The organism is Candidatus Omnitrophota bacterium (assembly GCA_018894435.1).
Lineage (GTDB): Bacteria > Omnitrophota > Gorgyraeia > JAHIPI01 > JAHIPI01 > JAHIPI01.
In genome coordinates, this window is sequence record JAHIPI010000069.1 from 1 (window position 1) to 24679 (window position 24679).

General features: G+C 44.1%; 33 protein-coding genes. All 33 read left to right on the forward strand.

Annotated features, from left to right (window positions below):
* Window positions 1-113: 113 nt before the first annotated feature.
* The 33 genes from KKI13_05395 (at window position 114) to KKI13_05555 (ending at window position 24646) form a co-directional block, all read left to right on the forward strand.
* Window positions 114-1118: a virulence RhuM family protein gene (locus KKI13_05395; GenBank protein ID MBU4488482.1), complete on the forward strand. Its 1005-nt coding sequence runs from the start codon at window positions 114-116 to the stop codon at window positions 1116-1118.
* A 129-nt stretch (window positions 1119-1247) separates the two neighbouring features.
* Window positions 1248-1613, forward strand: coding sequence for a hypothetical protein (locus KKI13_05400; protein ID MBU4488483.1), 366 nt, complete (start codon window positions 1248-1250; stop codon window positions 1611-1613).
* Window positions 1614-1670: 57 nt separating this feature from the next.
* Window positions 1671-2240: a nucleotidyltransferase domain-containing protein gene (locus tag KKI13_05405; GenBank protein MBU4488484.1), complete on the forward strand. Its 570-nt coding sequence runs from the start codon at window positions 1671-1673 to the stop codon at window positions 2238-2240.
* Entirely contained in the window at window positions 2233-2700 is a 468-nt protein-coding gene (locus KKI13_05410) for a hypothetical protein (GenBank protein MBU4488485.1), read from the forward strand. The genes KKI13_05405 and KKI13_05410 overlap by 8 nt, the downstream gene beginning before the upstream one ends.
* Window positions 2701-2800: 100 nt before the next feature.
* A complete protein-coding gene (locus KKI13_05415) occupies window positions 2801-3460 on the forward strand; it encodes a 3'-5' exonuclease domain-containing protein 2 (protein ID MBU4488486.1) in 660 nt (219 codons plus the stop codon).
* Window positions 3432-3680 carry a translation elongation factor-like protein gene (locus KKI13_05420; GenBank protein MBU4488487.1) on the forward strand — a complete coding sequence of 83 codons (249 nt, stop codon included), beginning with the start codon at window positions 3432-3434 and terminating at the stop codon, window positions 3678-3680. The genes KKI13_05415 and KKI13_05420 overlap by 29 nt, the downstream gene beginning before the upstream one ends.
* A 14-nt stretch (window positions 3681-3694) precedes the next feature.
* Complete coding sequence (locus KKI13_05425; protein MBU4488488.1) at window positions 3695-4135, forward strand: secondary thiamine-phosphate synthase enzyme YjbQ; 441 nt, start codon at window positions 3695-3697, stop codon at window positions 4133-4135.
* Window positions 4117-5061 (forward strand): aldolase catalytic domain-containing protein, encoded by a 945-nt coding sequence (locus KKI13_05430; protein MBU4488489.1) that lies wholly within the window; start codon window positions 4117-4119, stop codon window positions 5059-5061. Before KKI13_05425 ends, KKI13_05430 begins: the two co-directional genes overlap by 19 nt.
* 10 nt (window positions 5062-5071) lie before the next feature.
* Window positions 5072-5695, forward strand: a complete 624-nt coding sequence (locus KKI13_05435; GenBank protein ID MBU4488490.1) for a bifunctional 4-hydroxy-2-oxoglutarate aldolase/2-dehydro-3-deoxy-phosphogluconate aldolase — start codon at window positions 5072-5074, stop codon at window positions 5693-5695.
* Window positions 5685-6101 carry a hypothetical protein gene (locus tag KKI13_05440; protein ID MBU4488491.1) on the forward strand — a complete coding sequence of 139 codons (417 nt, stop codon included), beginning with the start codon at window positions 5685-5687 and terminating at the stop codon, window positions 6099-6101. Before KKI13_05435 ends, KKI13_05440 begins: the two co-directional genes overlap by 11 nt.
* A gap of 125 nt (window positions 6102-6226) precedes the next feature.
* Entirely contained in the window at window positions 6227-6547 is a 321-nt protein-coding gene (locus tag KKI13_05445) for a hypothetical protein (protein ID MBU4488492.1), read from the forward strand.
* 53 nt (window positions 6548-6600) lie between these two features.
* Window positions 6601-7203 carry an RNA polymerase sigma factor gene (locus tag KKI13_05450; GenBank protein ID MBU4488493.1) on the forward strand — a complete coding sequence of 201 codons (603 nt, stop codon included), beginning with the start codon at window positions 6601-6603 and terminating at the stop codon, window positions 7201-7203.
* On the forward strand, window positions 7172-7651 hold the full coding sequence (locus KKI13_05455) for a zf-HC2 domain-containing protein (GenBank protein MBU4488494.1): 480 nt from the start codon (window positions 7172-7174) through the stop codon (window positions 7649-7651). Before KKI13_05450 ends, KKI13_05455 begins: the two co-directional genes overlap by 32 nt.
* A 31-nt stretch (window positions 7652-7682) precedes the next feature.
* Complete coding sequence (locus tag KKI13_05460; protein MBU4488495.1) at window positions 7683-8177, forward strand: Spy/CpxP family protein refolding chaperone; 495 nt, start codon at window positions 7683-7685, stop codon at window positions 8175-8177.
* 64 nt (window positions 8178-8241) lie between these two features.
* The gene (locus KKI13_05465; GenBank protein MBU4488496.1) at window positions 8242-9519 is read left to right on the forward strand and encodes a TolC family protein; all 1278 of its coding nucleotides are present in this window, start codon (window positions 8242-8244) and stop codon (window positions 9517-9519) included.
* Complete coding sequence (locus KKI13_05470; GenBank protein ID MBU4488497.1) at window positions 9509-10465, forward strand: HlyD family efflux transporter periplasmic adaptor subunit; 957 nt, start codon at window positions 9509-9511, stop codon at window positions 10463-10465. Before KKI13_05465 ends, KKI13_05470 begins: the two co-directional genes overlap by 11 nt.
* A gap of 15 nt (window positions 10466-10480) precedes the next feature.
* Complete coding sequence (locus KKI13_05475) at window positions 10481-12451, forward strand: ABC transporter permease (GenBank protein MBU4488498.1); 1971 nt, start codon at window positions 10481-10483, stop codon at window positions 12449-12451.
* A gap of 83 nt (window positions 12452-12534) precedes the next feature.
* Window positions 12535-13008, forward strand: a complete 474-nt coding sequence (locus tag KKI13_05480) for a transcriptional repressor (GenBank protein ID MBU4488499.1) — start codon at window positions 12535-12537, stop codon at window positions 13006-13008.
* Between the two features lie 66 nt (window positions 13009-13074).
* Window positions 13075-13392, forward strand: coding sequence for a DUF5320 family protein (locus KKI13_05485; protein ID MBU4488500.1), 318 nt, complete (start codon window positions 13075-13077; stop codon window positions 13390-13392).
* Between the two features lie 71 nt (window positions 13393-13463).
* On the forward strand, window positions 13464-13868 hold the full coding sequence (locus KKI13_05490; GenBank protein ID MBU4488501.1) for a NifB/NifX family molybdenum-iron cluster-binding protein: 405 nt from the start codon (window positions 13464-13466) through the stop codon (window positions 13866-13868).
* A gap of 14 nt (window positions 13869-13882) precedes the next feature.
* The gene (locus tag KKI13_05495) at window positions 13883-14305 is read left to right on the forward strand and encodes a NifB/NifX family molybdenum-iron cluster-binding protein (GenBank protein ID MBU4488502.1); all 423 of its coding nucleotides are present in this window, start codon (window positions 13883-13885) and stop codon (window positions 14303-14305) included.
* Entirely contained in the window at window positions 14286-14888 is a 603-nt protein-coding gene (locus tag KKI13_05500) for a class I SAM-dependent methyltransferase (GenBank protein MBU4488503.1), read from the forward strand. The genes KKI13_05495 and KKI13_05500 overlap by 20 nt, the downstream gene beginning before the upstream one ends.
* 4 nt (window positions 14889-14892) lie before the next feature.
* Window positions 14893-15759: an ATP-binding protein gene (locus tag KKI13_05505; protein MBU4488504.1), complete on the forward strand. Its 867-nt coding sequence runs from the start codon at window positions 14893-14895 to the stop codon at window positions 15757-15759.
* Window positions 15756-16622 (forward strand): ATP-binding protein, encoded by an 867-nt coding sequence (locus tag KKI13_05510; GenBank protein MBU4488505.1) that lies wholly within the window; start codon window positions 15756-15758, stop codon window positions 16620-16622. The genes KKI13_05505 and KKI13_05510 overlap by 4 nt, the downstream gene beginning before the upstream one ends.
* The gene (locus KKI13_05515) at window positions 16613-17326 is read left to right on the forward strand and encodes an MBL fold metallo-hydrolase (GenBank protein MBU4488506.1); all 714 of its coding nucleotides are present in this window, start codon (window positions 16613-16615) and stop codon (window positions 17324-17326) included. The genes KKI13_05510 and KKI13_05515 overlap by 10 nt, the downstream gene beginning before the upstream one ends.
* Before the next feature lie 17 nt (window positions 17327-17343).
* Window positions 17344-17670 (forward strand): NifB/NifX family molybdenum-iron cluster-binding protein, encoded by a 327-nt coding sequence (locus KKI13_05520; GenBank protein MBU4488507.1) that lies wholly within the window; start codon window positions 17344-17346, stop codon window positions 17668-17670.
* Between the two features lie 48 nt (window positions 17671-17718).
* Window positions 17719-17952 (forward strand): ferrous iron transport protein A, encoded by a 234-nt coding sequence (locus tag KKI13_05525; protein MBU4488508.1) that lies wholly within the window; start codon window positions 17719-17721, stop codon window positions 17950-17952.
* A 4-nt stretch (window positions 17953-17956) separates the two neighbouring features.
* Entirely contained in the window at window positions 17957-19666 is a 1710-nt protein-coding gene (locus KKI13_05530; protein ID MBU4488509.1) for a ferrous iron transporter B, read from the forward strand.
* 469 nt (window positions 19667-20135) lie between these two features.
* A complete protein-coding gene (locus KKI13_05535) occupies window positions 20136-21395 on the forward strand; it encodes a hypothetical protein (protein MBU4488510.1) in 1260 nt (419 codons plus the stop codon).
* 20 nt (window positions 21396-21415) lie between these two features.
* Window positions 21416-22330, forward strand: coding sequence for a metal ABC transporter substrate-binding protein (locus KKI13_05540; protein ID MBU4488511.1), 915 nt, complete (start codon window positions 21416-21418; stop codon window positions 22328-22330).
* Window positions 22327-23061: an ABC transporter ATP-binding protein gene (locus KKI13_05545; protein ID MBU4488512.1), complete on the forward strand. Its 735-nt coding sequence runs from the start codon at window positions 22327-22329 to the stop codon at window positions 23059-23061. Before KKI13_05540 ends, KKI13_05545 begins: the two co-directional genes overlap by 4 nt.
* Window positions 23062-23072: 11 nt before the next feature.
* Entirely contained in the window at window positions 23073-23882 is an 810-nt protein-coding gene (locus KKI13_05550; protein MBU4488513.1) for a metal ABC transporter permease, read from the forward strand.
* Window positions 23879-24646: an N-acetylmuramoyl-L-alanine amidase gene (locus tag KKI13_05555; GenBank protein MBU4488514.1), complete on the forward strand. Its 768-nt coding sequence runs from the start codon at window positions 23879-23881 to the stop codon at window positions 24644-24646. The genes KKI13_05550 and KKI13_05555 overlap by 4 nt, the downstream gene beginning before the upstream one ends.
* Window positions 24647-24679 lie beyond the last annotated feature (33 nt).

Below are 24679 nucleotides of genomic sequence, written 5' to 3' on the forward strand. Positions count from 1 at the left end.
AGAAAATAAAAATCCGGCGCCGGTATTTTGTCCTGCGATATCCCGAAAAATTTTAAAATAATTTGAAAGAAAATCACCCTCTCATACGTATATATAAGTAAAGAGGTATACGTATGAGACATAATGGCGAAGTATCGCCTAAGGGCGAAATAGTACTTTATCAAAATAAGGATAACAAGATTCAGCTGGAGGTAAAATTAGAGCAAGAGACAGTATGGCTTAGCCAAAGGCAGATTGCCGCACTTTTTAAGACAGACCGCACAGTAATTACTAAGCACTTACGTAACATATTCAAAAGTAAAGAGTTATGTAAAAATTCAGTATGTGCAAAAATTGCACATACTGCCTCAGATGGTAAAACCTATCAAAGCATATTCTATAATTTAGACGCTGTAATTTCCGTTGGCTACCGTGTCAATTCTACCCGCGCTACCCAGTTTCGCATCTGGGCAACAAGTGTCCTGAAAAGGCATCTCATAGAAGGTTATACCTTAAACGAGAAGCGCCTGCGCGAGCAAGAAAATAAACTACGTGCTCTGCAAAAGGCGATAAAACTTATTGGCAGCATCAAAGATAAGAAGCAGCTTGAATACAAGGAAGCTCTGGGGCTTATTGAGGTTATAAATGACTATAGCTATGCCCTTAGCCTTCTGGACGACTACGATAATAAGAAGCTCAAAATATCGCAGATATCAAAAGAAGAAAAATTCAAGCTTACTTATGATGCCGCCGTTGAAGCCGTATATCAGATCAGAAACAGATTAGGGTATTCCGATCTTTTCGGCAGAGAAAAAGATCAGTCCTTCAAAAGTTCATTAGCAGCGATCTATCAAACTTTCGGCAGCAAAGATCTATACCCGAGCGTAGAGGAAAAGGCGGCTAATTTATTGTATTTTATTATTAAGAATCACTCTTTCATAGACGGCAACAAGCGTATTGCGGCATCGATGTTCCTGTGGTTTTTGGAGAAAAACTCTATTCTTTACAAAGAAGATGGCTCCAAACGCATAGCCGACAATGCATTGGTGGCACTTACGCTGATGATTGCCGAAAGTGCCCCTATTGACAGGGAAATAATACTTACACTGGTGGTAAATCTTATTAATAGAAATAATTAAGGTTCTATTTAACCTCCCGCCTCGCCAAGCTCGCCCTGATGGCCAGCAAGTAACTTCCCCAAAAATTTTAAAATAATTTGAAAGAAAATAGCCCTCTCATACGTATATATAGTAAAGGGGGGGTGTGGTATGACAGAGAGGGATTTCTGGGTGTTTTTGAACGGTAAATTAGTGCAGGGAAAGGTAGAACAGATGTCAGCAGTCATGTATAGCGATGACCCGCAGGTCAGAGAGGCAGGCAAATATATCGGAGCGCATTCTTTTTTGCCCAAAAAGTATGATAGGATCTCAACAAAAGAGATAACTGATATGGGCAGGCTTCTTCTGGGCGGGATGGCCTCGGTTTCGACAAAAGAGGCCATAATGGTACTTTTGGCGCACATTCCATCCAAAGAGGCGCTAAATATCTTAAAAATGTATAACGGGTTACCGGATGCAGAATTGAAGTTTTTTGCCCACATGGCACTGGACGAGTGCGAAATGTGGAATGAATAATAGATCTTGACATTGTAACCCAAACGTATTACAATTGTAATATGAAAGGGTTACAATATGGATATATCAAGAATATTTAAATCAAAAACACGAAAGGAACTTTTTAAGCTCTATTTCACCAACCCTGAAAACGAATATTACCTAAGAGAGCTGGAACGCCTTCTTGATATTCCGGTGAGCATGATAAGAAAAGAGCTTATTCGTCTTGAAGAGGAAAGCATTTTTACTTCTCATAAACGCGGCAATCTCACGTATTTTCGGCTAAATAAGTCGTATCCTTTATTTGGAGAACTTAAAAGCATTGTATTTAAAACCGTAGGCGCAGAGGGTCGGCTAAGACAAATTGTAAAAGAGCTTCAAGGAATAAAGACCGCTTTTATTTACGGATCTTTTGCCAAAAACGAAGAGAAAGCAGGCAGTGATATTGATCTGGTTATCATAGGTGATGCCGATGATGATAGCTTGTTAGTGAAAATAAGAAAAGCAGAGGAAAACCTTAAACGAGAGATCAACTATACTGCATATAGCGCAAAAGAATTTGAGAAAGAACGCAAAAAACAAGGCGGGTTTCTCGATCTGGTGCTGAAAGATAAGATTGTGATGTTAAAGGGAAATATAAATGCTTGATAAAATGATAAGCCGACTTCAGAAAGAAGGCAGGATACGCAAGCAAAAAGCAGGTATCGTGCAAATAGAGGCGCTTTTAAAAGAAGCCGCATTAGACATGAAAGAAGCAAAGAAAGTATCGCATCTTGCCGAACGTGCAACATATTTATTGGCGTATATGGCTATGCTAAAGGCCGGTAGAGCGCTTTTGCTTTTAAAAGGATATGTTCCCGACGACGGCGCGCAGCATAAAACAGTGGTGGATATGACAAGCGCAATATTAGGACATAAATACAAGACCATATCTAACCATTTTGAAATGATGCGCAGAAAGCGAAATGAGATGACATATGAAGCCGGTGCATTGCTTACAAGATCGGAAGCATTAAAAGCGTTTGACGACGCTGTTATTTTGATACAGAAGATCTTAGAAGAAGCAAAATTGCAGAACCCTCAAATGGAATTTAAATTCGATTTTTAAGGTCGCAAATTGCGACCTTAACCTCCCGCCCCACAATCCCCTTGCCTTCCCTTTCCGCCGATGCTATAATGAATATCGCTAAAATCGGAGAAGCGTACACATGATCGCCAGTCATCAGTTTCGCATACCTGCCCACACTTTACAGAAACATTCTATATCAAAAAACGAGATAAGCGCTCTGCCTCTCAAACATTATACCGGCTATATCCACGTGATAGATTCGGACACGAAAATGAAGGCGGCCGTGCGGTCTCTCGACAGAGAAAGGGTCCTGGGTTTCGATACGGAAACGCGGCCCGCTTTCAAGAAGGGCGAATCCTATCATCCGTCCATCCTTCAGCTTGCCGCCAGCGACGGGATATACATATTCCAGATAGGGCGTATTAATTCTCATAAAGTGCTTGCCGATATTTTGGCCGATAAGAATGTGCTGAAAACGGGCATTGCAGTCTCGGATGATATAAGAAAACTGAACGATGTATTTCCCTTTGAGCCCTCGGGTTTCATCGACCTGGCAGGCATGGCGGCCAAGGCCGGAATAAAGAACGCGGGCATACGCGGCCTAGCGGCGCTCTTATTCGGTTTTAGGATATCCAAACAGACGCAGTGCTCCCGCTGGGACGCGCCGGCGCTTACGCCCGCGCAGATAGTTTACGCGGCTACCGACGCGTGGGTGTGCAGGGAGATATATTTCGCGCTGCTAGGCATACTAAGAAAGGATGGAGGTAAAAATGGAAGAGAAACAGATAGGAACCGTTGACCATTTTTTTGGCAATATCAGCGTGGGCATGATCAAGCTGACCGATACGCTGAAGGTGGGCGATAAGATACGCATAAAAGGCAGCACATCCGATCTTGTGCAGGATGTAGATTCTATGCAAATCGACCGCGTCCCAGCCCAGGAAGCAAAGGCGGGCGACCTTGTCAGCATAAAAGTTGCCCAAAAGGTCCGCAAGGACGATGCCGTCTATAAACTCTAAATAACTTGCAGCTTATGAAGATAATAACAAAATCCATAAAAATCTCCACGAAGGGCGATCCGGACCTTATCGACATAACGGCCAAGGTGTCCGGTATTCTGGATTTGGCTAATATGAAAGAAGGCAGCGCCACGATATTTGTGGTGGGCTCGACCGCAGCTATAACCACTTTTGAATATGAACCCGGCCTGGTAAAAGATATTAAGGAATTGTTTGAAAAGATGATCCCGCGCTCCAGGCACTATAATCATGACGAGACATGGGGAGATGCGAACGGCTTCAGCCATTTACGGGCGTCCCTTCAGGGTCCGTCGCTCGTTGTGCCTTTTTGTGAAGGAAAACTTGTTCTGGGCACATGGCAGCAGATCGTTCTGGCCGAGTTCGATAACAGGCCCCGGCAGAGAGAGGTGATAGTTCAACTGATAGGAGAAGAATTATGTTCAGAGAAAAAATAAAGGTGCTCGACTGCACTGTCCGCGATGGCGGGCTTATTAATAACCACGCTTTTGACCACAGGTTCGTTAAAGAGGTTTACAAGGCGCTGTCCGCTGCCGGTGTCGACTATATGGAAATAGGTTATAAGAACTCGAAAAAGCTTTTTTCTCCAAAAGAATACGGGCTATGGAAGTTCTGCGATGATGAGGAAATAAACAAGATAAAGCATGAGGTAAAGTCGGACACAAAGATATCGGTGATGGTGGACATTGGCCGCGTTGATATGGATGATGTCAAACCCGCTTCTGAAAGCCCCGTAGATATGGTGAGAGTGGCTTCATACGTAAAGGACATAGATAAGGCCATATACATGACTAACGAATTTGCCGACAGAGGATACGAGACCACGATAAATATCATGGCCATATCCCGCGCCCTGGAGAATGAGCTTACCGATGCCCTTCATCAGATAGAAAAGGAGTCGAAGGCGTCTGTCATATACATCGTCGACAGTTTCGGCGCGCTCTATCAGGAGACGATCGAATTTCTGGTAAAGAAGTTTAAGAGCATACTGAAGACAAAGGAGATCGGCATACACGCGCACAATAACCAGCAGCTGGGATTCGGCAATACTATAGAGGCCATTATCCATGACGCCAACTATGTTGACGCCACAGTATACGGCATAGGAAGGGCGGCCGGCAACTGCCCGCTTGAGCTTCTGATAGGCTTTCTGAAAAATCCCAAATTTGATATTCGTCCCATACTCGAACTGATCTCAAAGGAATTTATCCCGCTGAACAAGCAGATAGAATGGGGCTATATAATACCTTACGCAATTACGGGTATGCTCGACGAGCACCCGCGCGTTGCCATGGAATTACGCAATAGCGCGAAAAAAGAGAACTACCGCGAATTCTACGAGAGCCTGACCACAAACATTTAAGGGGCGTATTATGGATATGACACGTTTCAGGAAAAAACCCGTCATGGGCATACTGCGCGGCGTAAGCCGGGATGCACTGGAGCCCCTTATTGAAACAGTAATATCCGCAGGTCTCGAGACGCTCGAGATCACAATGAATACCGAGGGCGCAGCATCACTTATAAGTGATGCAGTAAGGACCGCAAAGGGCCGGCTTATGCTCGGCGCCGGTACGGTGCTTACTAAAGACGCCATGAATAAAGCGCTTGATGCGGGCGCCACATTTATAGTGATGCCTGTCCTCGTCCCTGAGGTCGTGGAGGCCTGTGTCAGGAAAAAAGTGCCGGTTTTTCCGGGTGCCTTTACGCCGCAGGAGATCTTTAACGCCTGGAAGGCGGGCGCTACCATGGTAAAACTTTTTCCCGCAAAGTTTCTCGGCCCGTCGTATATCAAAGAGATCAAAGGACCGTTTAATGAGATAGAATTGCTTGCCTGCGGCGGTATTACGCCTTTGACAATAAGGGAGTACTTGATCGCCGGCGCCTCGGCCGTCACGTTCGGCGCGAGTGTCTTTAAAAAGGAATGGCTGGAAAAAGGGGATTTTACGAGCATAGGTAAAGGTATAAAAGAACTCATTGAATATTATGCAAAATAAAAAATGCATCGATTGTTCCGAATCTAAAAAATGCAGGGAAAGCAGCGTCGCGTGGGTATTTTTCATCATAGGATTGATAGCCACCATAGCTATACGCGCCGTTACGGTTCTTATTCACATACACCCGGTTTATGGCCAGATCGCCTGGTATGCGGGGGTTTTGGGATTCTTCATATTTTTTGTGTATAAATTTAAAGTGGACCACGCCAGATCCAGGCTTATTAAAGACAAAAGGCTAATAGATAAGCTTTCCAAGAACGGCGCAATAGAAAAAGAAGACCGCGAACTTATAGGTTCCGTTCTTTGTGCATTAAGTTCAAACAAGGACAGAATTAATTATTTCTTTATATTCGCTTCGTCGGCGCTCGCGCTCATTATCGCGGTGTATTTCGATTTTCTAAGGTAAAAGCCTGAGAATATAGAATGTGTCCCCAAGCGGTACATCCCAGAGTGCTCTCCGCATAACTTTTCCGGAACTTTTGCCCTCCTTTGGCTGTCTAATATAGTGACAAAACCGAAAGGGGAGCTAAGATGAAAAAAAGAGCCATTATCAAATCCCTGTGTATAATAGCGTCAGTCCTTTTAGTAACTACCTTATTCTATTCGGAGGCGTTTGCTCGGGGCGTTGCCCGGGGTGTTAACCGCCGCAGAGAAAACAGGGTGCAGGCCCGTCCGTACCGCCATGAATACGTCAAGATTTACGAGCCGGTATTTTTCGGCTTCAGGATCGGAGATGTCGTAGTAAACCTCCCGGTAGGGTATCAGAATGTTATAATCAATGGCAGGCCATACCATTATTACGACGGCATTTATTATGAAAAAAGCCCGCGCGGATATATCATCTTTCGGTAATGCGGCAGATAAGATTAGGTTGATAAACTACAGAGCCGCGATATAATAAGGATATGCCACATCATATTAATATGAGGGACATAGATTCCGATATACTAAAGCGGGCTGCCGGAGGCGACATAGAGGCGTTTGAAGATATATACAGATCGTTCAGCGGTTTTGTATATAATGTGGCCCTCGGGATCACCCGCGACAGGTCCGACGCGGAAGAAGTGACGCAGGATGTATTTATAAAGGCGTACCGCGGCCTGAGAGGTTTTAGGTTTGGCTCGTCTTTGAAGACGTGGATCTATAGGATAGCGGCAAATGAGGCGCTGAACCGTTACAACAAGTCCAAGAAAGAGCAAAGCCGGCGGTTGAATTACGATGACAATATTGACCCCGAGCCCGCTGCCGGCTCGGGCCGGGAAGAGATAATGCAAAGCGACAGCGAAAAAAGATTCGCTGCGTTATTAGAGAAACTGGATCAGAACCAAAGGGCATGTCTGGTGCTGCGCGAGATAGAAGGGCTGAGTTACAAAGACATCGCCGACGTATTGAGAATACCGGTCAACACGGTCCGGTCAAGATTAAAGAGGGCGCGTCAGGCACTTCTTGAAAAGGCAAGAAAGGAGCTGGGTAAAGATGGGCTGCGAGAATATACAGGAATTGCTTAAGTCGGATTATTTAGACGGCGAGCTTGTCCCGGCGAGAAAACAATTGGTGCGGGAGCATCTTTTAAAGTGCCCCGCCTGCCGCGAGCTTGAGGGCCGATTGAAAGCGCAGCGCGGGCTCATCATGAGCGCAAAAAAAGCCGCGCCGCCCGAACGCGTGTGGCAGAATATACGCCGCGCTATCACAACCGAGAGAACAGGGGAAGAGAGTAAATTCCGCTCAGCCTTAGAGCGCCTTAGAGAACGATTTTTTATGCCGCGTCCCGTATTCGCCGTGGCCACGGCGCTTGTGGCGATAATATGCGTTGTAGTCGTGGCAGGCGCTATCATCAGGACCCGGCATTTTTACGCGGGTAACGGCGAGGATATTTTTACGATTTACACGTTAAACGGCGAGAGCAGTGATTTACCGAACGATTTCGGGACGGCTATAGAGGAATATTTCCTATAGTTCGCCCTGGGCTTAAATATGGAGGTGTAAGATGAACAAGATACGACCGTTATTAATAGGTGTTGCGATATTCTTTTTGGCGGCCGGCACCGTGTATGCCGGGGAGAAGGACGGGGCTAAGAGCCGCGACAGGAGCTATGAGAAGAAAGATAAGTCTGCGATCTACAAGGAGCTCAATCTGACGGAAGAGCAGCAGAAGAAGATAGAGGCCAACCGCACTGAGCAGCGCAAACAGCGGGAAGCGCTCTCAAAGTCAATTAAAGAAGAATACAAGAAGCTGCAAAAGGCGCTCGAAGATCCTTCTCAAACGAAAGAGAAAGTAGAGCCAATAGCCCAAAAGATAAAGTCTCTGCAGGCAGAGATGGTCGATAATAGAATAAACGCTATTTTTGAGGCAAAAGCCATCATGACCCCGGAGCAGTTTGCGCAGTTTAACCAGTTGATGGAAAAGCGCAAGGGTGAAAAAGGCGGCCATTCCAAAAAATGGCGCAAGGAAAAAGCCGATACCGACAAAAATTGTCCGTAAAGAAATGGTTGACTATGCCGAGCAATAAGAAGTATAATTCATATATAGCGTGAAATTATAATATATGAATATAATAAAAACTGTTCTTATAGTTTTGATTTTTTCCTCTTCAGTAGTTCCCATGTTATTTGCCGGTGAACCGCTTACATGGCAGGATTGTGTGCGGGAAGCGGCTATAAATAACCCCGACCTTATCTCCGCGGCAGAAGTTATTCAACAGAAAACGTCCGATAAATTTTCTGCGCAGAGCGAACTCCTCCCCCAGGTGACCGGCAGCGCAGGAGCCTCGAGGGCGGAGGCGACCTCAAGCGCGGCCTCAAGTACCATAAGGAATTCTTATTCATACGGCGTCGACGGCACGCAATTAATATTTGACGGCCTAAAGACCGTCAATGACATAAATGCCGCCACAGAAAATGTGAAGTCCGCCAGAGAGAATTACCGGTTTATCTCCTCCGAAGTAAGGTTCGCCCTGCGCACGGCTTTCGCGGATCTATTGAAAGCGCAGGCATTGATAAATGTGGCGGAAGATATATGGAAAATAAGAAGGAGCAACCTCGAATTAATAACATTGCGCTACATGTCGGGCCTTGAACACAAGGGGGCACTCTTAACCGCCGAAGCCAACGCCGCGCAGGCGAGTTATGACCTTGCTAAGGCAAGGAGAGACATGGTCTATTCCCAGAAGGAGCTCGCGCGGCAAATGGGCCAGGAGGATTTTGCGCCCATGCTGGTCGAGGGGAATTTTATTGTGCGCGATACCGCAGAAGTAAAACCCGATTTTATGGAGATCATCAAGACAAACCCTTCTGTCCTGAAAGCGGCTGCCACAAAAAACGCGGCGCTTTTTTCCAAAAAGTCCGCCATAGGCAGTTTTCTTCCGGAGATTTCGGGTAATGCCGGCGCGGGCAGGTCAGGTAAAAGCTTGGCGCCTCAGAACAACCAGTGGAACTTCGGCGCGACTTTAAGTGTGCCCATATTTGAAGGCGGATTAAAACTTGCCCAGCTGTCTCAGGCAGATGCGACGTATAAGAAAGCAATGGCCGACGAAAATAGCGTAAGAAACACAGCTATAGTCAGCCTGGAGGAGACCTGGGCGGTGCTGCAAAATACCATGGAGAACGTAGATGTAAATGCCAAGCTGCTCAATGCCTACGAAGTGCGCGCAAAGATATCGGAAGCGCAGTATTCAACCGGCTTCATGACTTTCGATAACTGGATCATTATACAAGACGATTTAGTCAGCGCCAAAAAGGCCTACCTGAATGCCCATGCGGACGCTTTGATCGCAGAGGCAGGCTGGATTTATGCGAAAGGAGAGACTTTAGAATATGCGCAATAAAAAGATAATTTATGTGGTTTTGATCGCTGTAACCATAGCCGCTTTTTTCTATTTTAAAATGAGGCCCGTTGAATCAGAAAACGGCATGGTCGTCATAGAGATAAAACCAAGCGTAGGCGCTATCGAGAACATAATTTCTACTACGGGCACGGTACTGCCTAAAAACCGGCTTGAAATAAAACCTCCGGTAAACGGCAGGGTCGATAAGATACTTGTGAAAGAAGGTGAAAGAGTAGAGACGGGCCAGACCCTAGGATGGATGAGCTCGACAGAGCGGGCGGCGCTTTTGGATGCCGCGCGCGGCCAGGGGGAAGAAGTGCTGAAGTATTGGGAAGGGGTGTATAAACCCATTCCGCTTATATCGCCGATCGACGGTGAGGTAATAGTAGCTACGACTCAGCCGGGCCAGACCGTCACTACAAGTGACGCGGTTATCGTACTGTCGGACCATTTGATCGCGAGGGCGCAGGTGGACGAAACGGACATTGGAAAAATAGCGGTCGGGCAGAACGCGACCATCGTCATTGACGCTTATCCCGATACGAGGATAAAGGCGAAAGTGGAACATATATATTATGAATCCCAAACCGTTAATAATGTAACTATTTATAATGCAGACCTTTTACCCGAAAAGGTTCTGCCGTTTTTCCGGTCGGGAATGAACGCCACTATAGATTTTATAGAAAGCAGCAAGGAAGACGCGCTTCTTTTACCGTCGGAGGCCGTAGTCAGTGATAAAGAAGGCCCGTATGTCTTCGTTAAGCAGTCCGCTATCGACAAAGAAGGCAGAAGGCAGCTGGTTACGCTGGGAATATCCAGCGATAAAAAAGTAGAAATTACATCCGGCATAACCGCAAATGACACGATATTAGTAAAAGGAAAGAAATACGCACTTCCTAAAAGTAACACGGGAACAAATCCGTTTATGCCCCAGAGAAGAAGGTAATCGCAATATATGGATATGATAGAACTAAAAAACGTTTCCAAAACATACCACATGGGTAAAGTGGATGTAAAGGCCCTCGATGACGTTTCGTTTAAGATTTCGCACGGCGAATTTGTAGCTATTATGGGGGCTTCCGGCTCGGGAAAATCCACTCTTATGCACATACTCGGCCTTCTGGACAGGCCGAATTCAGGGTCGTATGTCCTGGAAGGCAGAGAGATGACCGCATTGCCCGACGATAGCCTGGCAACGATCAGAAACAGGACCGTAGGTTTTGTATTTCAGCAATTTCATCTCCTGCCCCGTATGACTGCTCTCGAAAATGCGGAATTGCCACTCATCTACGCCGGCAAACGCCATTTAAAAGAACTCGCCAAAAAAAAGATAGAGATTGTCGGGTTAAAAGACCGCGAGTCACATCAACCCAGCGAACTTTCAGGGGGCGAGCAGCAGCGCGTCGCTATTGCGAGGGCCCTTGTCAACGAACCTTTGATCATCATGGCGGACGAGCCTACAGGCAACCTTGATTCCAAAAGTAAAGAAGAAATAATAACTATATTGGAGTGCTTAAACCGCGAAGGCAAGACACTTATTATAGTAACACATGAAAAAGAAATAGCGGAATATGCTAAAAGAGTTATCACCATGCGCGACGGCCGCATAATTTTCGACGAGCTTACCGGAGAAAAAAAGAAAGAACTTAAATGCCCGTCCGTTGAAACTCTTGAGGAAAAAATACCCGCAAAAACCATACACCATACGAGCGGCATAGAATTTATGGATTATTTCAGACAGGCGAGTTCCGCGATGTTAGCGCATAAGATGCGTTCGGTATTATCTATTCTGGGTATATTGATCGGCGTTGCGGCCGTTATTGCCATGCTGGCGGTAGGCGAAGGCGCCAAAATATCCATTGAAGCGCAACTTGCCTCATTAGGGTCAAATCTCCTGGTTGTGCGCCCGGGCTCCGCGCGCGTGCACGGAGTTTCGATGGAGGCGGGCAGTGTTACACGGTTTACTTTCCAGGACGTAGAAGCGATAAAAAAACTTCCTGAAGGGGTAAGGCGGGTAAGCGCTTCCGTTTCGGGACGCGGACAACTTGTATACGGTAACAAAAACTGGAATACGCGGGTAGAAGGTGTCGGCGCTGACTACGGTGAAATGCGCGCCTATATACCCGAAATAGGAAAATTCTTTAACGAAGAAGAAATAAAGATACGGCAGAAAGTCGTATTGCTCGGCACGACGGTAGTACAGGAACTTTTCGGCGATGTCAATCCGGTAGGAGAAACAGTAAAGATAAATCTTATAAATTTTAAAGTCGCGGGTGTTCTCCCGGCCAAGGGCGCAAATTCATTTCACGACCAGGACGACGTTGTTCTTGTGCCTGTTACGACGGCCATGTACAGATTGTTCGGGAAGGACTATGTAGATACTATTTATGTGGAAGCGGATAGCCCCCAGGCCGTACAGCCCGTCATGGATGCTATAACAAAATTGATTATAAAAGAGCGCCATCTTACAACCAAGGATGAACAGGATTCTTTTCAGATACGCGATATGTCCGATATAAAAAAGACACTTGAGGCTACGACTAAGACGATGTCTCTTTTATTGGGAGCTATTGCGGCCATTTCTCTTCTAGTGGGCGGCATAGGGATAATGAATATTATGCTTGTTTCTGTGACCGAGCGCACGCGCGAGATAGGCCTTCGCAAAGCCATAGGAGCGAATGATTACGATATCATGATACAATTTCTGATAGAAGCGGTGCTTATGTCGCTCTTGGGAGGCATAGGCGGTGTTATGCTGGGAAGCGGCATATCCGTACTGATCAGTTTATTTGCCGGTTGGACGGTAAAGATATCCTCTTTCTCAATAATGCTCGCAACGACTTTTTCGCTTATCATAGGTATAGTATTCGGCCTTTGGCCGGCGAAACAGGCCTCTCGGCTTGACCCCATAGAAGCCCTTAGATACGAGTAATAACAGGGAAAATAAACTTGACAAAAAACCAAGTATGGTGTATATTAGTAATGGAAACCATTTTCATTTAGGAGAAGATTGATATGCCAAGAGGTGACGGCACAGGGCCGATGTGGTGGCACGGGCGATTTAGAGGCTGTGGTTATAGAATAACCGTAGGCCGCGAGGCCATATTGGATGTGCTTACCAGGGCCGATAAACATTTAAGCGCTGAAGATATATATATGAAGGTACATGCCATATATCCGGCAGTCGGCCTTACTACTATATATAGAACATTAGAGATCCTTGTTGATTTAGGCCTGGTGTTTAAATTTGACTTTGGGGATGGCAGAGCAAGATATGAATTGGCCGAAGGGTCAAAAAGAAGCGCTCACCATCATCACTTGATCTGCACGGGATGTAAGCGGATAATAGATTATACAGATTTTATAGATGATGAAATAGAACTCCTTAAACAAACGGAAAAAGGGCTTTCCAAAAAATATAATTTTATGATTACTAACCATTTAATTCAATTTTACGGCTTATGCGAAAAATGTAAAAAGAGGAAGTAAGTACTATATTTTTTTCGCAATAAATGGAAATGATTTTCATTAACAAAAAGAGAGGAGGTGATTGTGATGCCTGGTTTTGACGGAACAGGTCCTATGGGTATGGGCCCAATGACGGGAGGCGGAAGGGGTTTCTGTGTTACTACTGCCGGTGGAATGAGGCCGGGATTTTCGGGACGCCGGTCGTTTGGAAGAGGCGGCGGAAGAGGCAGGGGCCGGAGGAATTGGTATTACGCTACCGGTATGAACTATATGCCGTATCTTTCAGAAAAAGATGAGGCCCAAATGCTGAAAGGCGAAGCCGAGCTGCTTAGGGAAGAGCTTGGAGTAATCCAAGAGCGCCTTGCGGCATTGGAAAAAGCCCAAGGCCCCAAGGCCGATGAGTAAGGAAAAGATCTAAGAAGGGCATACTGTACTGCACAGCGCCCTTCTTAGTATTGTCTTAAGGAGGTGATAATATGAGAGTCGCGATTTCAACTGACGGCGAATATGTATCAAGCCATTTCGGACGGTGTCCATCGTTTACTATTGTGGATATCGATAAGGGCCAGGTGGTAAAGAATGAAGTCCTGCAGAATCCCGGGCACCAGCCGGGGCTTATACCTCAATTTTTGCATGAAAAGGGCGTAAATTGTATTGTAGCCGGAGGCATGGGTATGCGGGCATCAGGTTTTTTTAACGAACTCGGCATTCAGGCGATTGTGGGTGTGAGCGGACGAGTTGATGATGTTATTGACAAACTTGCTAAAGGGACGCTTAAAGGCGGTGAAAGCCTTTGTAGCCCGGGGGCGGGCAAGGGCTACGGTTTGGACAAAACAGAATGCGATCATCCGCATAAAAATAAGGAAGAGCGCGATCATTAAAAGAGAGGTGAACAATGTGCAGTGAAGCGAAATCCGCCTCTGGCGGAAAGATATGCGTTACATCGCAAGGTAAGACACTTGGCGACCAGATTGATCCGCGTTTCGGCAGATGTCAGTTTTTCATAATAGCCGATACAGATACGCTTGCGTTTGAGGCCGTGGAAAACCAGAATGCGCAGTTTTCCGGAGGCGCTGGTATACAATCGGGCCAGCTTATGGCTTCTAAGGGCGTAAAGGCCGTTTTAACGGGAAATGTCGGGCCCAATGCGTTTCAGACATTAAATGCCGCGAGAATACAAGTATTTACCGGTATTTCGGGTACAGTGAAAGACGCAGTTGAAAAGTATAAAAAGGGCGGATTAAAGCCCGCCGAGAGCGCCAGTGTGGGCTCCAAGTTCGGCATGCCGGGTAAGAGCGATGAAAAATTTAAAAAATAGTTTCCATAAATATGCGGAACGTATAGAGCTTTACAAGAGATTTGGATGTGATATCGAAAAAGAACGTAAATTTATCCTGGAGAAAGCGAGCCCGCTTTCAGGGGATATCCTGGAGATAGGAACGGGCAAGGGATATATGGCGATAACATTGGCGCAGCTGGGACTGAATTTCACAACTGTTGATATATCCGCCGAAGAACAGGAATTTGCGCGGCAAAATATCAAACATCTGAATCTGGAGAGGTTCGTAGATTTCAGAATAGAAAACGCCGAGGCCTTAAATTTTCAAAACGATAGTTTTGATATTGCACTTTCGGTTAACACCCTTCACCATCTAAAAAACCCTTTTAAGGTCATCGATGAAATGCTAAGAGTTCTTAGGCCTGGGGGCAGGATTGTTTTAAGCGATTTCACCAAAAAAGGGTTTAGCATAATTGAGATGATTCATAAGATGGAAGGAAGAAAGCACGACGCGCATACCGTAAAATTAGTTGACGTAAAAAAATATCTCAAAGATCAAAACCTGGTATTTGAGGAATCTTCCAGCAAATATCAAGAAGTGTTTATAGTTCACAAAAAATAAGAATATGATAATATCGATTGCGAGCGGAAAAGGCGGCACGGGCAAGACCACCATTGCGGTGAATTTGGCCCTCTCTTTTAAAAACGTTCAGCTTCTTGACTGCGATGTTGAAGGGCCGAATGCCCATATTTTTATAAAGCCTGAGATTAAAAGGCGGGAACCTGCCTATATTCCTGTACCCGAAGTCGACGAAACTAAGTGCAGCTACTGCGGAATGTGCAGAAAAGTTTGCGCATATAATGCTATTGCGGTGTTCCCGCCTTCTGATGATAATAAAAAGGGCAGCGTCCTTATTTTCCCACACCTATGCCATGGCTGCGGCGCGTGCAGCCTCCTTTGTCCCGCGATGGCAATAAAAGAAGTAAATAAAGGTATCGGTATTATCGAGATAGGAGGTAAAGACGATTTGCAGTTTATCCACGGTCGCCTCAACATTGGGGAAGCGATGTCTCCGCCGATCATACGACAGGTTAAAAATTACATAAATCCTACGCGCACAGTTATAATAGATGCCCCTCCGGGTACATCTTGTCCCGTAATTACAGCGGTGAAAGGAAGCGATTTTTGTATTTTAGTGACCGAACCGACGCCTTTCGGCCTTAACGATCTTATCTTGGCAGTTGAGGTAGTAAAAAAACTAAAAATACCATTCGGTATCGTGATTAATTGCGCCGATATAGGAGACGATAACGTTGATAAATATTGTCAGGATAATAAAATACCGATACTTCTCCGCATACCCTTTGATAGAGAAATAGCTCTTTTATATTCCAAGGGGATACCGATAGTCCATGCGAAAAAAGAGTACAAAGAAAAATTTCAGAATATGTTTAACTCAGTATCGAAGCTATTAACCCCGAGAGCGTTATGAAGCAGATTGTTATAATTAGCGGCAAAGGCGGAACGGGGAAGACCGTATTGACTGCCTCTTTTGCTGCCCTTGCAAAGAATAAAGTCATGGTTGACTGCGATGTGGACGCGGCGGACCTTCATCTTTTATTGCAGCCGGTTATTAAAGAGAGGCATGAATTTAAAAGCGGTAAAACTGCGCGCATTGATGCGGCAGCGTGCCAACAATGCAGTAAATGTATCAATGTCTGCAGATTTGGCGCCATAAGGGATGATTTTACTGTTGATGCCATATCATGCGAGGGGTGCGGCCTGTGCAGTTACGTATGTTTTGACGGCGCCATAATTATGGAGGAGAATCTATCGGGCGAATGGTTTATTTCGGATACGAAATACGGCCCTTTTGTTCACGCTAAATTAGGGATTGCCGAGGAAAATTCGGGCAAGCTTGTCGCTAAGATACGGCAGGTTGCGAAAGAGATAGCCGAAAAAAACGCAATGGATTATGTAATTGTTGACGGCCCTCCGGGTATCGGGTGCCCCGTTATTGCGTCACTCGCTGGTGCCGATTGCGCGCTTATAGTCACGGAACCCACGCTCTCGGGCCTCCATGATGCCGAAAGAGTCATAGAAGTAGCGCGGCATTTTAAAATTCCCGTTAAACTGGTAGTGAACAAATATGATCTTAATCCAGACATGTCAGACAAAATAGAATATTTTTGTAAAGAGAACGCCATCCCTGTGATCGGGAAAATAGCGTTTGATAAAGTGGTTATAGAATCAATAGTTAAAGGCAGAACTATCGTTGAATATACGAACGGAAAGATCAAAGAAGAAGTGGTAAAAATTTGGGAAGAGCTGAAGGGGTTCTCTCAATGCAGATAAAGATACTTTTTGACAAAATAACCGAAGACAAATCTCTTCACACTGGATGGGGCGTTTCATTCTTAATCAATGGCAGAATATTATTCGATACGGGCGAAAACGGGCAATGGCTTCTTGAGAATATGCAGATTTCGGGCATAGATGTAAGGAAAATAGAAGCGGTAATAATTTCTCACGATCATTGGGATCATACCGGAGGTTTGTGGGAGATATTGGTTAAGGGAAAAGGGCTTAAAGTTTATAGCTGCCCGCATTTTAGTAAAGAATTTAAGGAAAAAGTAAAAAATCTTCAAGGAGAACTGATAGAAGCCGATAATTTTATGGAAATTTCGAAGGATATTTTTGTTACCGGCGAAATAGGCGGGGCGTATAATGGCAGATATATGCCGGAGCAGGCGCTTATGGTAAAAACGAAAAACGGTTTGAGCGTAATAACCGGTTGTGCCCACCCGAGTATAATAAAAATACTGGGAAGGGTAAAAGAAAAATTTCCTGACGATGTTATATATTCAGTGTTTGGAGGGTTTCATTTGAAAGAAGATGATAAAAGGGCCGTAGAGATTGCCGCTGAAAGGTTTAAAGAGATGAAAATTAAAAAAGCCGGCCCGACGCATTGCAGTGGAGAGGTCGCGGAAGAGATTTTTAAGGAGCAATACGGCGATAATTTCATACAAATTCTGGTAGGGCAGACTTTAGAAATTTAATCGAAAAGAATAATATTATGAGAATCTGTATTCCCACGGAAATACCTAAAGATAAAAATACAGTTGTGTATGGTCATCTTGAGCGCGCGCCGTTTTTTACCATTTATGACAGCGAGAAACATACCTTTACTTCTCACCCCATGGGGGCATTAGATGGTAAAAATGTTGATATTGTCATCTGCGGCGGCATGAGTGCTGATGCTCTGCAGAAACTTAATGAAGCAGGTGTTAGAGTTTATATAGCAAGTTCTGGGACAGTGGAAGAAGTTATTAAAAAATACAAACAAGACAAATTAGAGGAAATTACCGTTGAAAATTCCCGTAATAATCTCCATTGTTGCTAAGAGGTTATTCATCAATCCGATTTAACTGGAGGATAACTGAGGTATGAAATGCTAATAGATTTGACTCAAATGCTGCCGGGAGAGGCCGGTGTAATAATAGAAGTTCAAGGTGGCCGCGGCCTAATGAGTAAAATTCAAAATATGGGAATAAGACCGGGTAAAAGAGTTATCAAAATAAGCTCTCATTTCTGGCGAGGCCCGCAGACTGTAGGAATAGATAATCTACAGGTTGCGATCGGTTTTGGCATGGCCAGAAGAATTTTTGTACAGGTTGAAAGATGAAAAAATGAATAAGATCTTATTGATGGGCAATCCCAACGTCGGCAAAAGCGCCATATTCTCAAGGCTCACAGGCGCGAGGGTAATGATTTCTAATTATCCCGGTACTACCGTGGAGTTTACGCAGGGCCAGATAAAAATCGGCGATGAGAGGCCTATCATCATAGATGTGCCCGGTACTTATACGTTAGAACCAACCTGTAAGGCTGAAGAAGTGGCTGTCAATATGTTAAAAGAAGGCGATGTGATTATTAATATTATTGATGCCACAAATTTGGAAAGGAATCTTTATTTAACTTTGCAATTGTTGGAGCAGGATATTCCGGTTATTGTAGCTTTAAATATGTGGGATGATACCAAACATAGAGGGATTCATATTGATATTAAAAAATTAGAGAAACAATTGGGAGCGCCGGTCGTTCCTACTTGCGGCCTGAGCGGCGAAGGCATTAAAGAATTGGTTTTGCGCCTGCCGGAGGCAAAAGCCGTAAAGGCTCCCATGGCTTCTGATGCCGAGCGGTGGGAAAAAATCGGGCAGATTGTAGAAGATGTCCAGAAATTGACTCACCGCCACCATACATTTTTAGAAATATTGGAAGATTTGAGCATTAAACCGCTCACAGGCCTGCCGATTGCTTTGGGCGTCATATATTGCGCCTTTTGGGTAATTCGTTTTATCGCTGAGAATTTAATCGGTTATATATTTGAACCTTTATTTGGAAAATTATGGCTGCCTTTAATGATACGATTGAGCGCACTATTAGGCGAAGGAAGTTTTTTGCATCACTTGCTTATCGGTAATCTTATTGACGGCACAATAAATTTCGGCCAATCCTTCGGACTTTTGACCACGGGTTTGTTTGTGCCCATTGCTATGGTACTGCCGTATATATTCAGTTTTTATTTAATATTAGGTATTTTAGAGGATTTTGGATATCTTCCCCGCTTGGCGATTTTGGTGGATAATCTTATGCATCATCTGGGGCTGCACGGATACGCTGTAATTCCTTTTATTCTAGGCTTAGGCTGCAATGTCCCGGGAGCGTTAGCTATTCGCCTCTTAGAAGAACGGCGCGAAAAATTTATCGCCGCTACTTTGATGGCTATCGCCATTCCCTGTATGGCTCAGATTGCGATGATTATCGGTTTGGTAGGACAAAGAGGGGGAAAGTACGTGGCGATAATATTTTTCACTCTTTTTACTCTTTTGGTGCTCAAAGGATTGATCTTAAATAAAGTCTTAAAAGGCGCAAGCCCGGAGATACTGATTGAGATACCTCCTTATAGGATGCCTCAGGTTAAGGCCGTAATCAAGAAGCTCTGGATGCGTCTATCCAGTTTCTTAAGGGAGGCGCTGCCTTTAGTGCTTTTGGGCATACTTTTCGTTAATATACTCTATGCGCTAAAAATTATAGATTTCTTGGCGCACATATTTGCGCCGGTTTTGACAGGTCTATGGGGTCTCCCCAAAGAAGCTATTTCCGCGCTTATTGTCGGCTTTTTGAGAAAAGACGTTGCCGTAGGTATGCTGGGCCCTCTTAATCTGACTACTAAACAGCTTGTAGTCGGTACTACCATTTTAGCCGTTTATTTTCCCTGTATAGCCACTTTTGCAGTATTAATCCGCGAGTTGGGGATAAAAGATATGTTAAAGTCTGCCTTGATCATGGTTATAGTCGCATTATCGGTGGGAGCGCTTCTCAATCTGATATTGTAAATTGACCCTTTCGACAGCGCTCAGGGTCAACCCTGAGCAAGCTAGGCGCGTCGAAGGGTTGACAAATTTAACCTGTTTTGTTATAATATGTTAACGAAAGAATAAAATTTTCATATTTATGCCCAAAAATAATTATTTCAAAAGCGTACTCTTACTTATAGTTTTTGCCTTCCTTTTTCTTGCTATTGGAGCGCGATTCTTCCATAACCACAGCGATTCAGACTTTCACGAAGACTGCCCTGTCTGCGTTTGGATAGTTACGTCAGTATTTACATTCTCGATTTTGCTTGTATTCTTTGATTTACTTTTAAGTTGCAGTCATATTTTTATCCCTTCATTGATTTTTCCTTTCAAGACTTACCACGCATCTCAATATCTGCGCTCTCCACCGGCCTCTATTTGATGTAGTTCCGATTATCTTTTGCAATTCCCTTTAAAATTTCGGGTTATATCAAGGAGGTAGGTACCAATGAAAAAACCTTTGGTATTTTTAATTACATTATTTGTGGCATGTCCGTGTCTCTTTGCCCAGAGCATAGACAGTAAAACAGAGACGGATCAGTTAAGAGAAGATCTGCAGACCCTAAAAGCGCAATTCGAAGATATGAAATCCCAGTATGAGGATAAAATAAATCAGTTAGAATCAAAAATCGAAAATCTTGAACAAAAGACAGCCTCGGCAGAAACAAAACCGGCTCAAGTTGCCCAAGCCCCGCAGACAGGCCTCGGCAGGTATTTCCAGAGTTTTAATCCAGAAATCAGCGTTATAGGCGATTTTATCTATCATGGTATAAATAAAGACGACGATGACTTACGTAATCAGTTTTCGATGCGGCAGGCGGAACTTGCTTTTTCCGCACATGTGGACCCTTATGCGCGAGGCGACTTTTTCTTCCATGTCGAACCCGATGGGAATGAATGGCATATAGGGCTTTGCGAAGGCTATCTTACGCTTCTTAATCCGCCCTATTTAGAAGACCTGCAGGCCAAAATAGGAAAATTCAAGGTTGAATTCGGCAAGGCAAATAAACTTCACTTGCATGCGCTGCCGTGGGTCGATTACCCCAACATTATTACCAATTATTTCGGGGGCGAAGGCATGGGTCAGCCGGGCGTTTCCTTAAGTTATCTTATTCCGAATCCGTGGGACAAATATATAGAATTGACAGCTCAGGTAGTAGACAACCATAATACGGCAAGTTTCGCCGGAGCCGACGGCGAAGATCTTGTATATTTAACGCATCTGAAGAATTTCTTTGATATAAACGAAGAATCTACTATTGAACTTGGCGGAAGTTTTGCTACAGGACGGAATCAAAGCGATCGCAATGACAAATGGACGTTTCTGGAAGGAGTAGACCTTACCTATAAATGGCGGCCGCTTAAGCAGGGCCTGTACAATTCTTTAATTTCGCAAAGTGAGATATTCCTGAGCCAAAAGCAGCAGGTAGATGCGCACACGGTAAGTTCTTTGGGCCTGTATTCATCACTGCAGTATCAATTTGCTAAACGCTGGTCGGTGTTTAGCAGGTATGACTTCTCGGAATTTCCAGATTATTCCGACAGGCGCGAGCAAGCCGTATCGGGAGGTTTGACTTTTGCTCAAAGTGAATACTGCTTTTGGAGATTACAGTATAAACACACTGATAGAAATTACTCTAACAATTCCGATGAAATCTGGCTGCAATGCGATTTTGGCTTGGGGCCTCACAGAAAACATGCATATTGATACTTTAAGGAGAACTTAAGATGCGAAAACTATTTTTTATGTTAATACTACTTCTCGGGCTTGCTTCAGCCGCACATGCGGATGATAAGATCCGAATACTTACCACGACATCCGATCTTAAATCCATCGCAGAATATATCGGCGGCAATAAGGTCGAAGTCGACAGTTTAGCCAAAGGGTATCAAGACCCTCATTTTGTGGAAGCGAAGCCGTCTTTTATGCTCAAAGCGAAGAAAGCGGACCTTTTTATCCGCGCAGGATTGGAATTGGAAATTGGTTATGAAGAGCTGATTATAGACGGCTCAAGGAATCCCAAGATAAGGTTTGGTCAACCCGGACATCTTGATGCTTCAGAGGGGGTGTATTTATTAGAAGTGCCCACCACTACAAAAGTGGACCGCTCAATGGGCGACGTTCATCCTATGGGTAATCCTCATTACTGGCTCGATCCTCTAAACGTTAAAATTGTCGCTTCCAACATTGCAAATAGGCTGTCCGAGTTATCGCCTGAAAATGAATCCTATTTTAAGAAGAATCTCGCCGAATTCAATAAAAAAATGGATGAAAAAATGGTTGAATGGCAAGAAAAATTAAAGCCTTTTAAAGGGCAACAGATCGCTATCTATCATCGCAGCTGGCCTTATTTTGCCGATAGGTTTGGGTTAAAAATTGGTTGTGAGCTTGAACCAAAACCCGGCATCCCGCCTTCACCGGGACATTTAAAAGAAGTGATCGAGATAATAAAAGAGCGCAATATCAATGCGATTCTTATGGAAGTCTTCTACGATGAAAAGCCGGCAAAATTTGTTAGTCAACAAACAGGCGCCAAGGTTGTAATTGTGCCAAACTCTGTGGGCGGGACAAAAGAAGCAAAGGATTACTTTAGTCTCATTGATATAATTGTAGAAGATCTAACGGGGGCTTTAAAAGGATGAGAAAAATAATCGAATTTAAATCTGTGAAGTTGGGTTACGGCAGAAAAATAATCTTTGACGGCTTAAACTTCGATATCTATGAAGGAGATTTTCTGGGTATAGTCGGGCCAAACGGCTCCGGCAAGACCACCCTTTTACGCAGCATAATGGGATTACTAAAACCCGCATCAGGCCAGATTACCAGAGATGCAAATTTACGATTCGGTTATTGTATGCAAAGGCAGTTTATTGACACACTTTTTCCGTTTACTGTTTTTGAGATTGTGATGATGGCACGGGCAAAAATTATCGGATCTTTAAAGAAGCCGTCAGGGAAAGATAAAGATACGGTTCTTCAGGCTATGGAAGCCGTGGGCATTCTGGATTTATCTTCCGAGTGTTTTTACAATCTATCCGGCGGTCAGAAACAAAAAGTACTTATTGCCAGGGCCTTGGCCTTAGAACCTAATTTCTTAGTTTTAGATGAACCGACTACGGATTTGGATATCAAGGCCGAAAGGGAGATCCTTGAATTGATAAAGACTCTCCATTTCAAAAAGAATTTAACCGTAGCTTTGGTCACGCATGAGTTGAATGAGGTAATAAACTTAGCGCAAAAGTTTATGTTTTTGAATAAAAGCATTCCGCATAAGATTTTTAAGAAAGAGGAACTAAGTGCCGAACTGCTTTCCGAGATCTTTGATACCGAGATAAAGATAAACGAAATTGATGGAAAATCTATGATTCTTTAAAAGAGGTGGATATGTTTGAGATTTTTAAAGAGCCTTTTATGGAAACCGCATTATTGGGCGGTTTAATAGTAGGTTTGATTTGCGCTTACTTGGGTGTTTTCGTTATATTGAAAAGAATTGTTTTTATGGGTATTGTGCTATCCGAGGTAGCGGCTTTAGGCGTCGCTATAGGGTTATTTGTCGGAATAAGCCCCATGTTCTCGGCATTTATCCTGACTATTCTGGCAGTCTTGTTATTTTGGATCCCTTTTACGGAAAAAAACATTTCCCGGGAAGCTCTTTTGGGATTTACGTATGCTTTTTGCGCCGCTATGGCCATTATCTTAATAGCTAAGAACCCCATCGCCGAAGCGAGAGGATTAAATCTTATCTCCGGGAATCTTCTTTATACGACTTGGTCTGATATAAAATTACTAGGTATTGCGGCAGCTATTATTTTATTCACAAATATGATCTTCTTTAAAGAATTTATCTTTATTTCTTTTGACCGGGAAACCGCTTTTACTACCGGGCTCAAAACAAATCTATTGGATTTTCTGCTTTATTTAACTATCGGAACCGCTATTAGCTTGTCTATGAAGATTTGCGGAGTAATCTTTGTTTTCGCCTCCTTAATTATTCCCGCTATGGGAGGACTTCTGATCGCGAAGACAATAGGAAAGATTTTCATTTCCTCAATTTTAATCGCTCTCTTTAGCGTGTTGATAGGCCTTTGGTTATCGTATAAATTAGACCTGCCGTCAGGCCCTGCAATTGTAGGATTATATGGATTATTTTTTATCGGCCTAACAGGGGCAAAATCTATTTTAGGTAAAAGATGAAGAGAACCATTTATTCAGTGTTAATTTTAGGGCTGGCATTTATTTTGAGTTCTTGCGCTACCGCTCCTATTAAACCGCCCGTCACCACTAAAGAACAAATATATCCGCAAACTACCGCGCCGGCCTTAAGACAGGATATTTCACATGTAGTCGCACCCGGTGAGACGCTTTGGCGGATAGCAAAGATGTATGATGTCAGTATAGACGATATCAGGCACGCGAACTGTTTAGGAAATTCGACCAAATTGAAGATGGGGCAACGTCTACTGGTAGAAAAGGCTGCTTCGATCAAACCGGTCATATCTCTTTATCCTTCAAATAAATGGAAATATATCATAATCCATCATAGTGCCACAGACGAAGGGAGCGCCCTTGCTTTTTATAAATTTCACCGTTCCCGCGGCTGGAAAAACCTTGGGTACCATTTTGTAATCGATAACGATAGTCATGAAAAGCAAGACGGGCAGATCGAAGTATCTCCCAGATGGATAAAAAAGCAGTACGGAACGCATTGCAAAGCAGGCGGTATGAATTATAAGGCAATCGGCATATGCCTTGTCGGTAATTTTAATACAGAGAGCGTTTCCGAAAAACAGATGGATTCCCTGGTCTATTTAGTAAATACGTTAAGGAAGTATTATAATATTTCGCTTAAGAATATTGTCGGGCACGGACAGGTCAAGGGCGCAAGGACAGAATGTCCTGGGAAAAATTTCCCATGGAGATCATTCTATTCAAAACTAAAAGAAGAAACCGGTAACTAATAAGAAAAAGATTGACAGTATAAATGACATGTG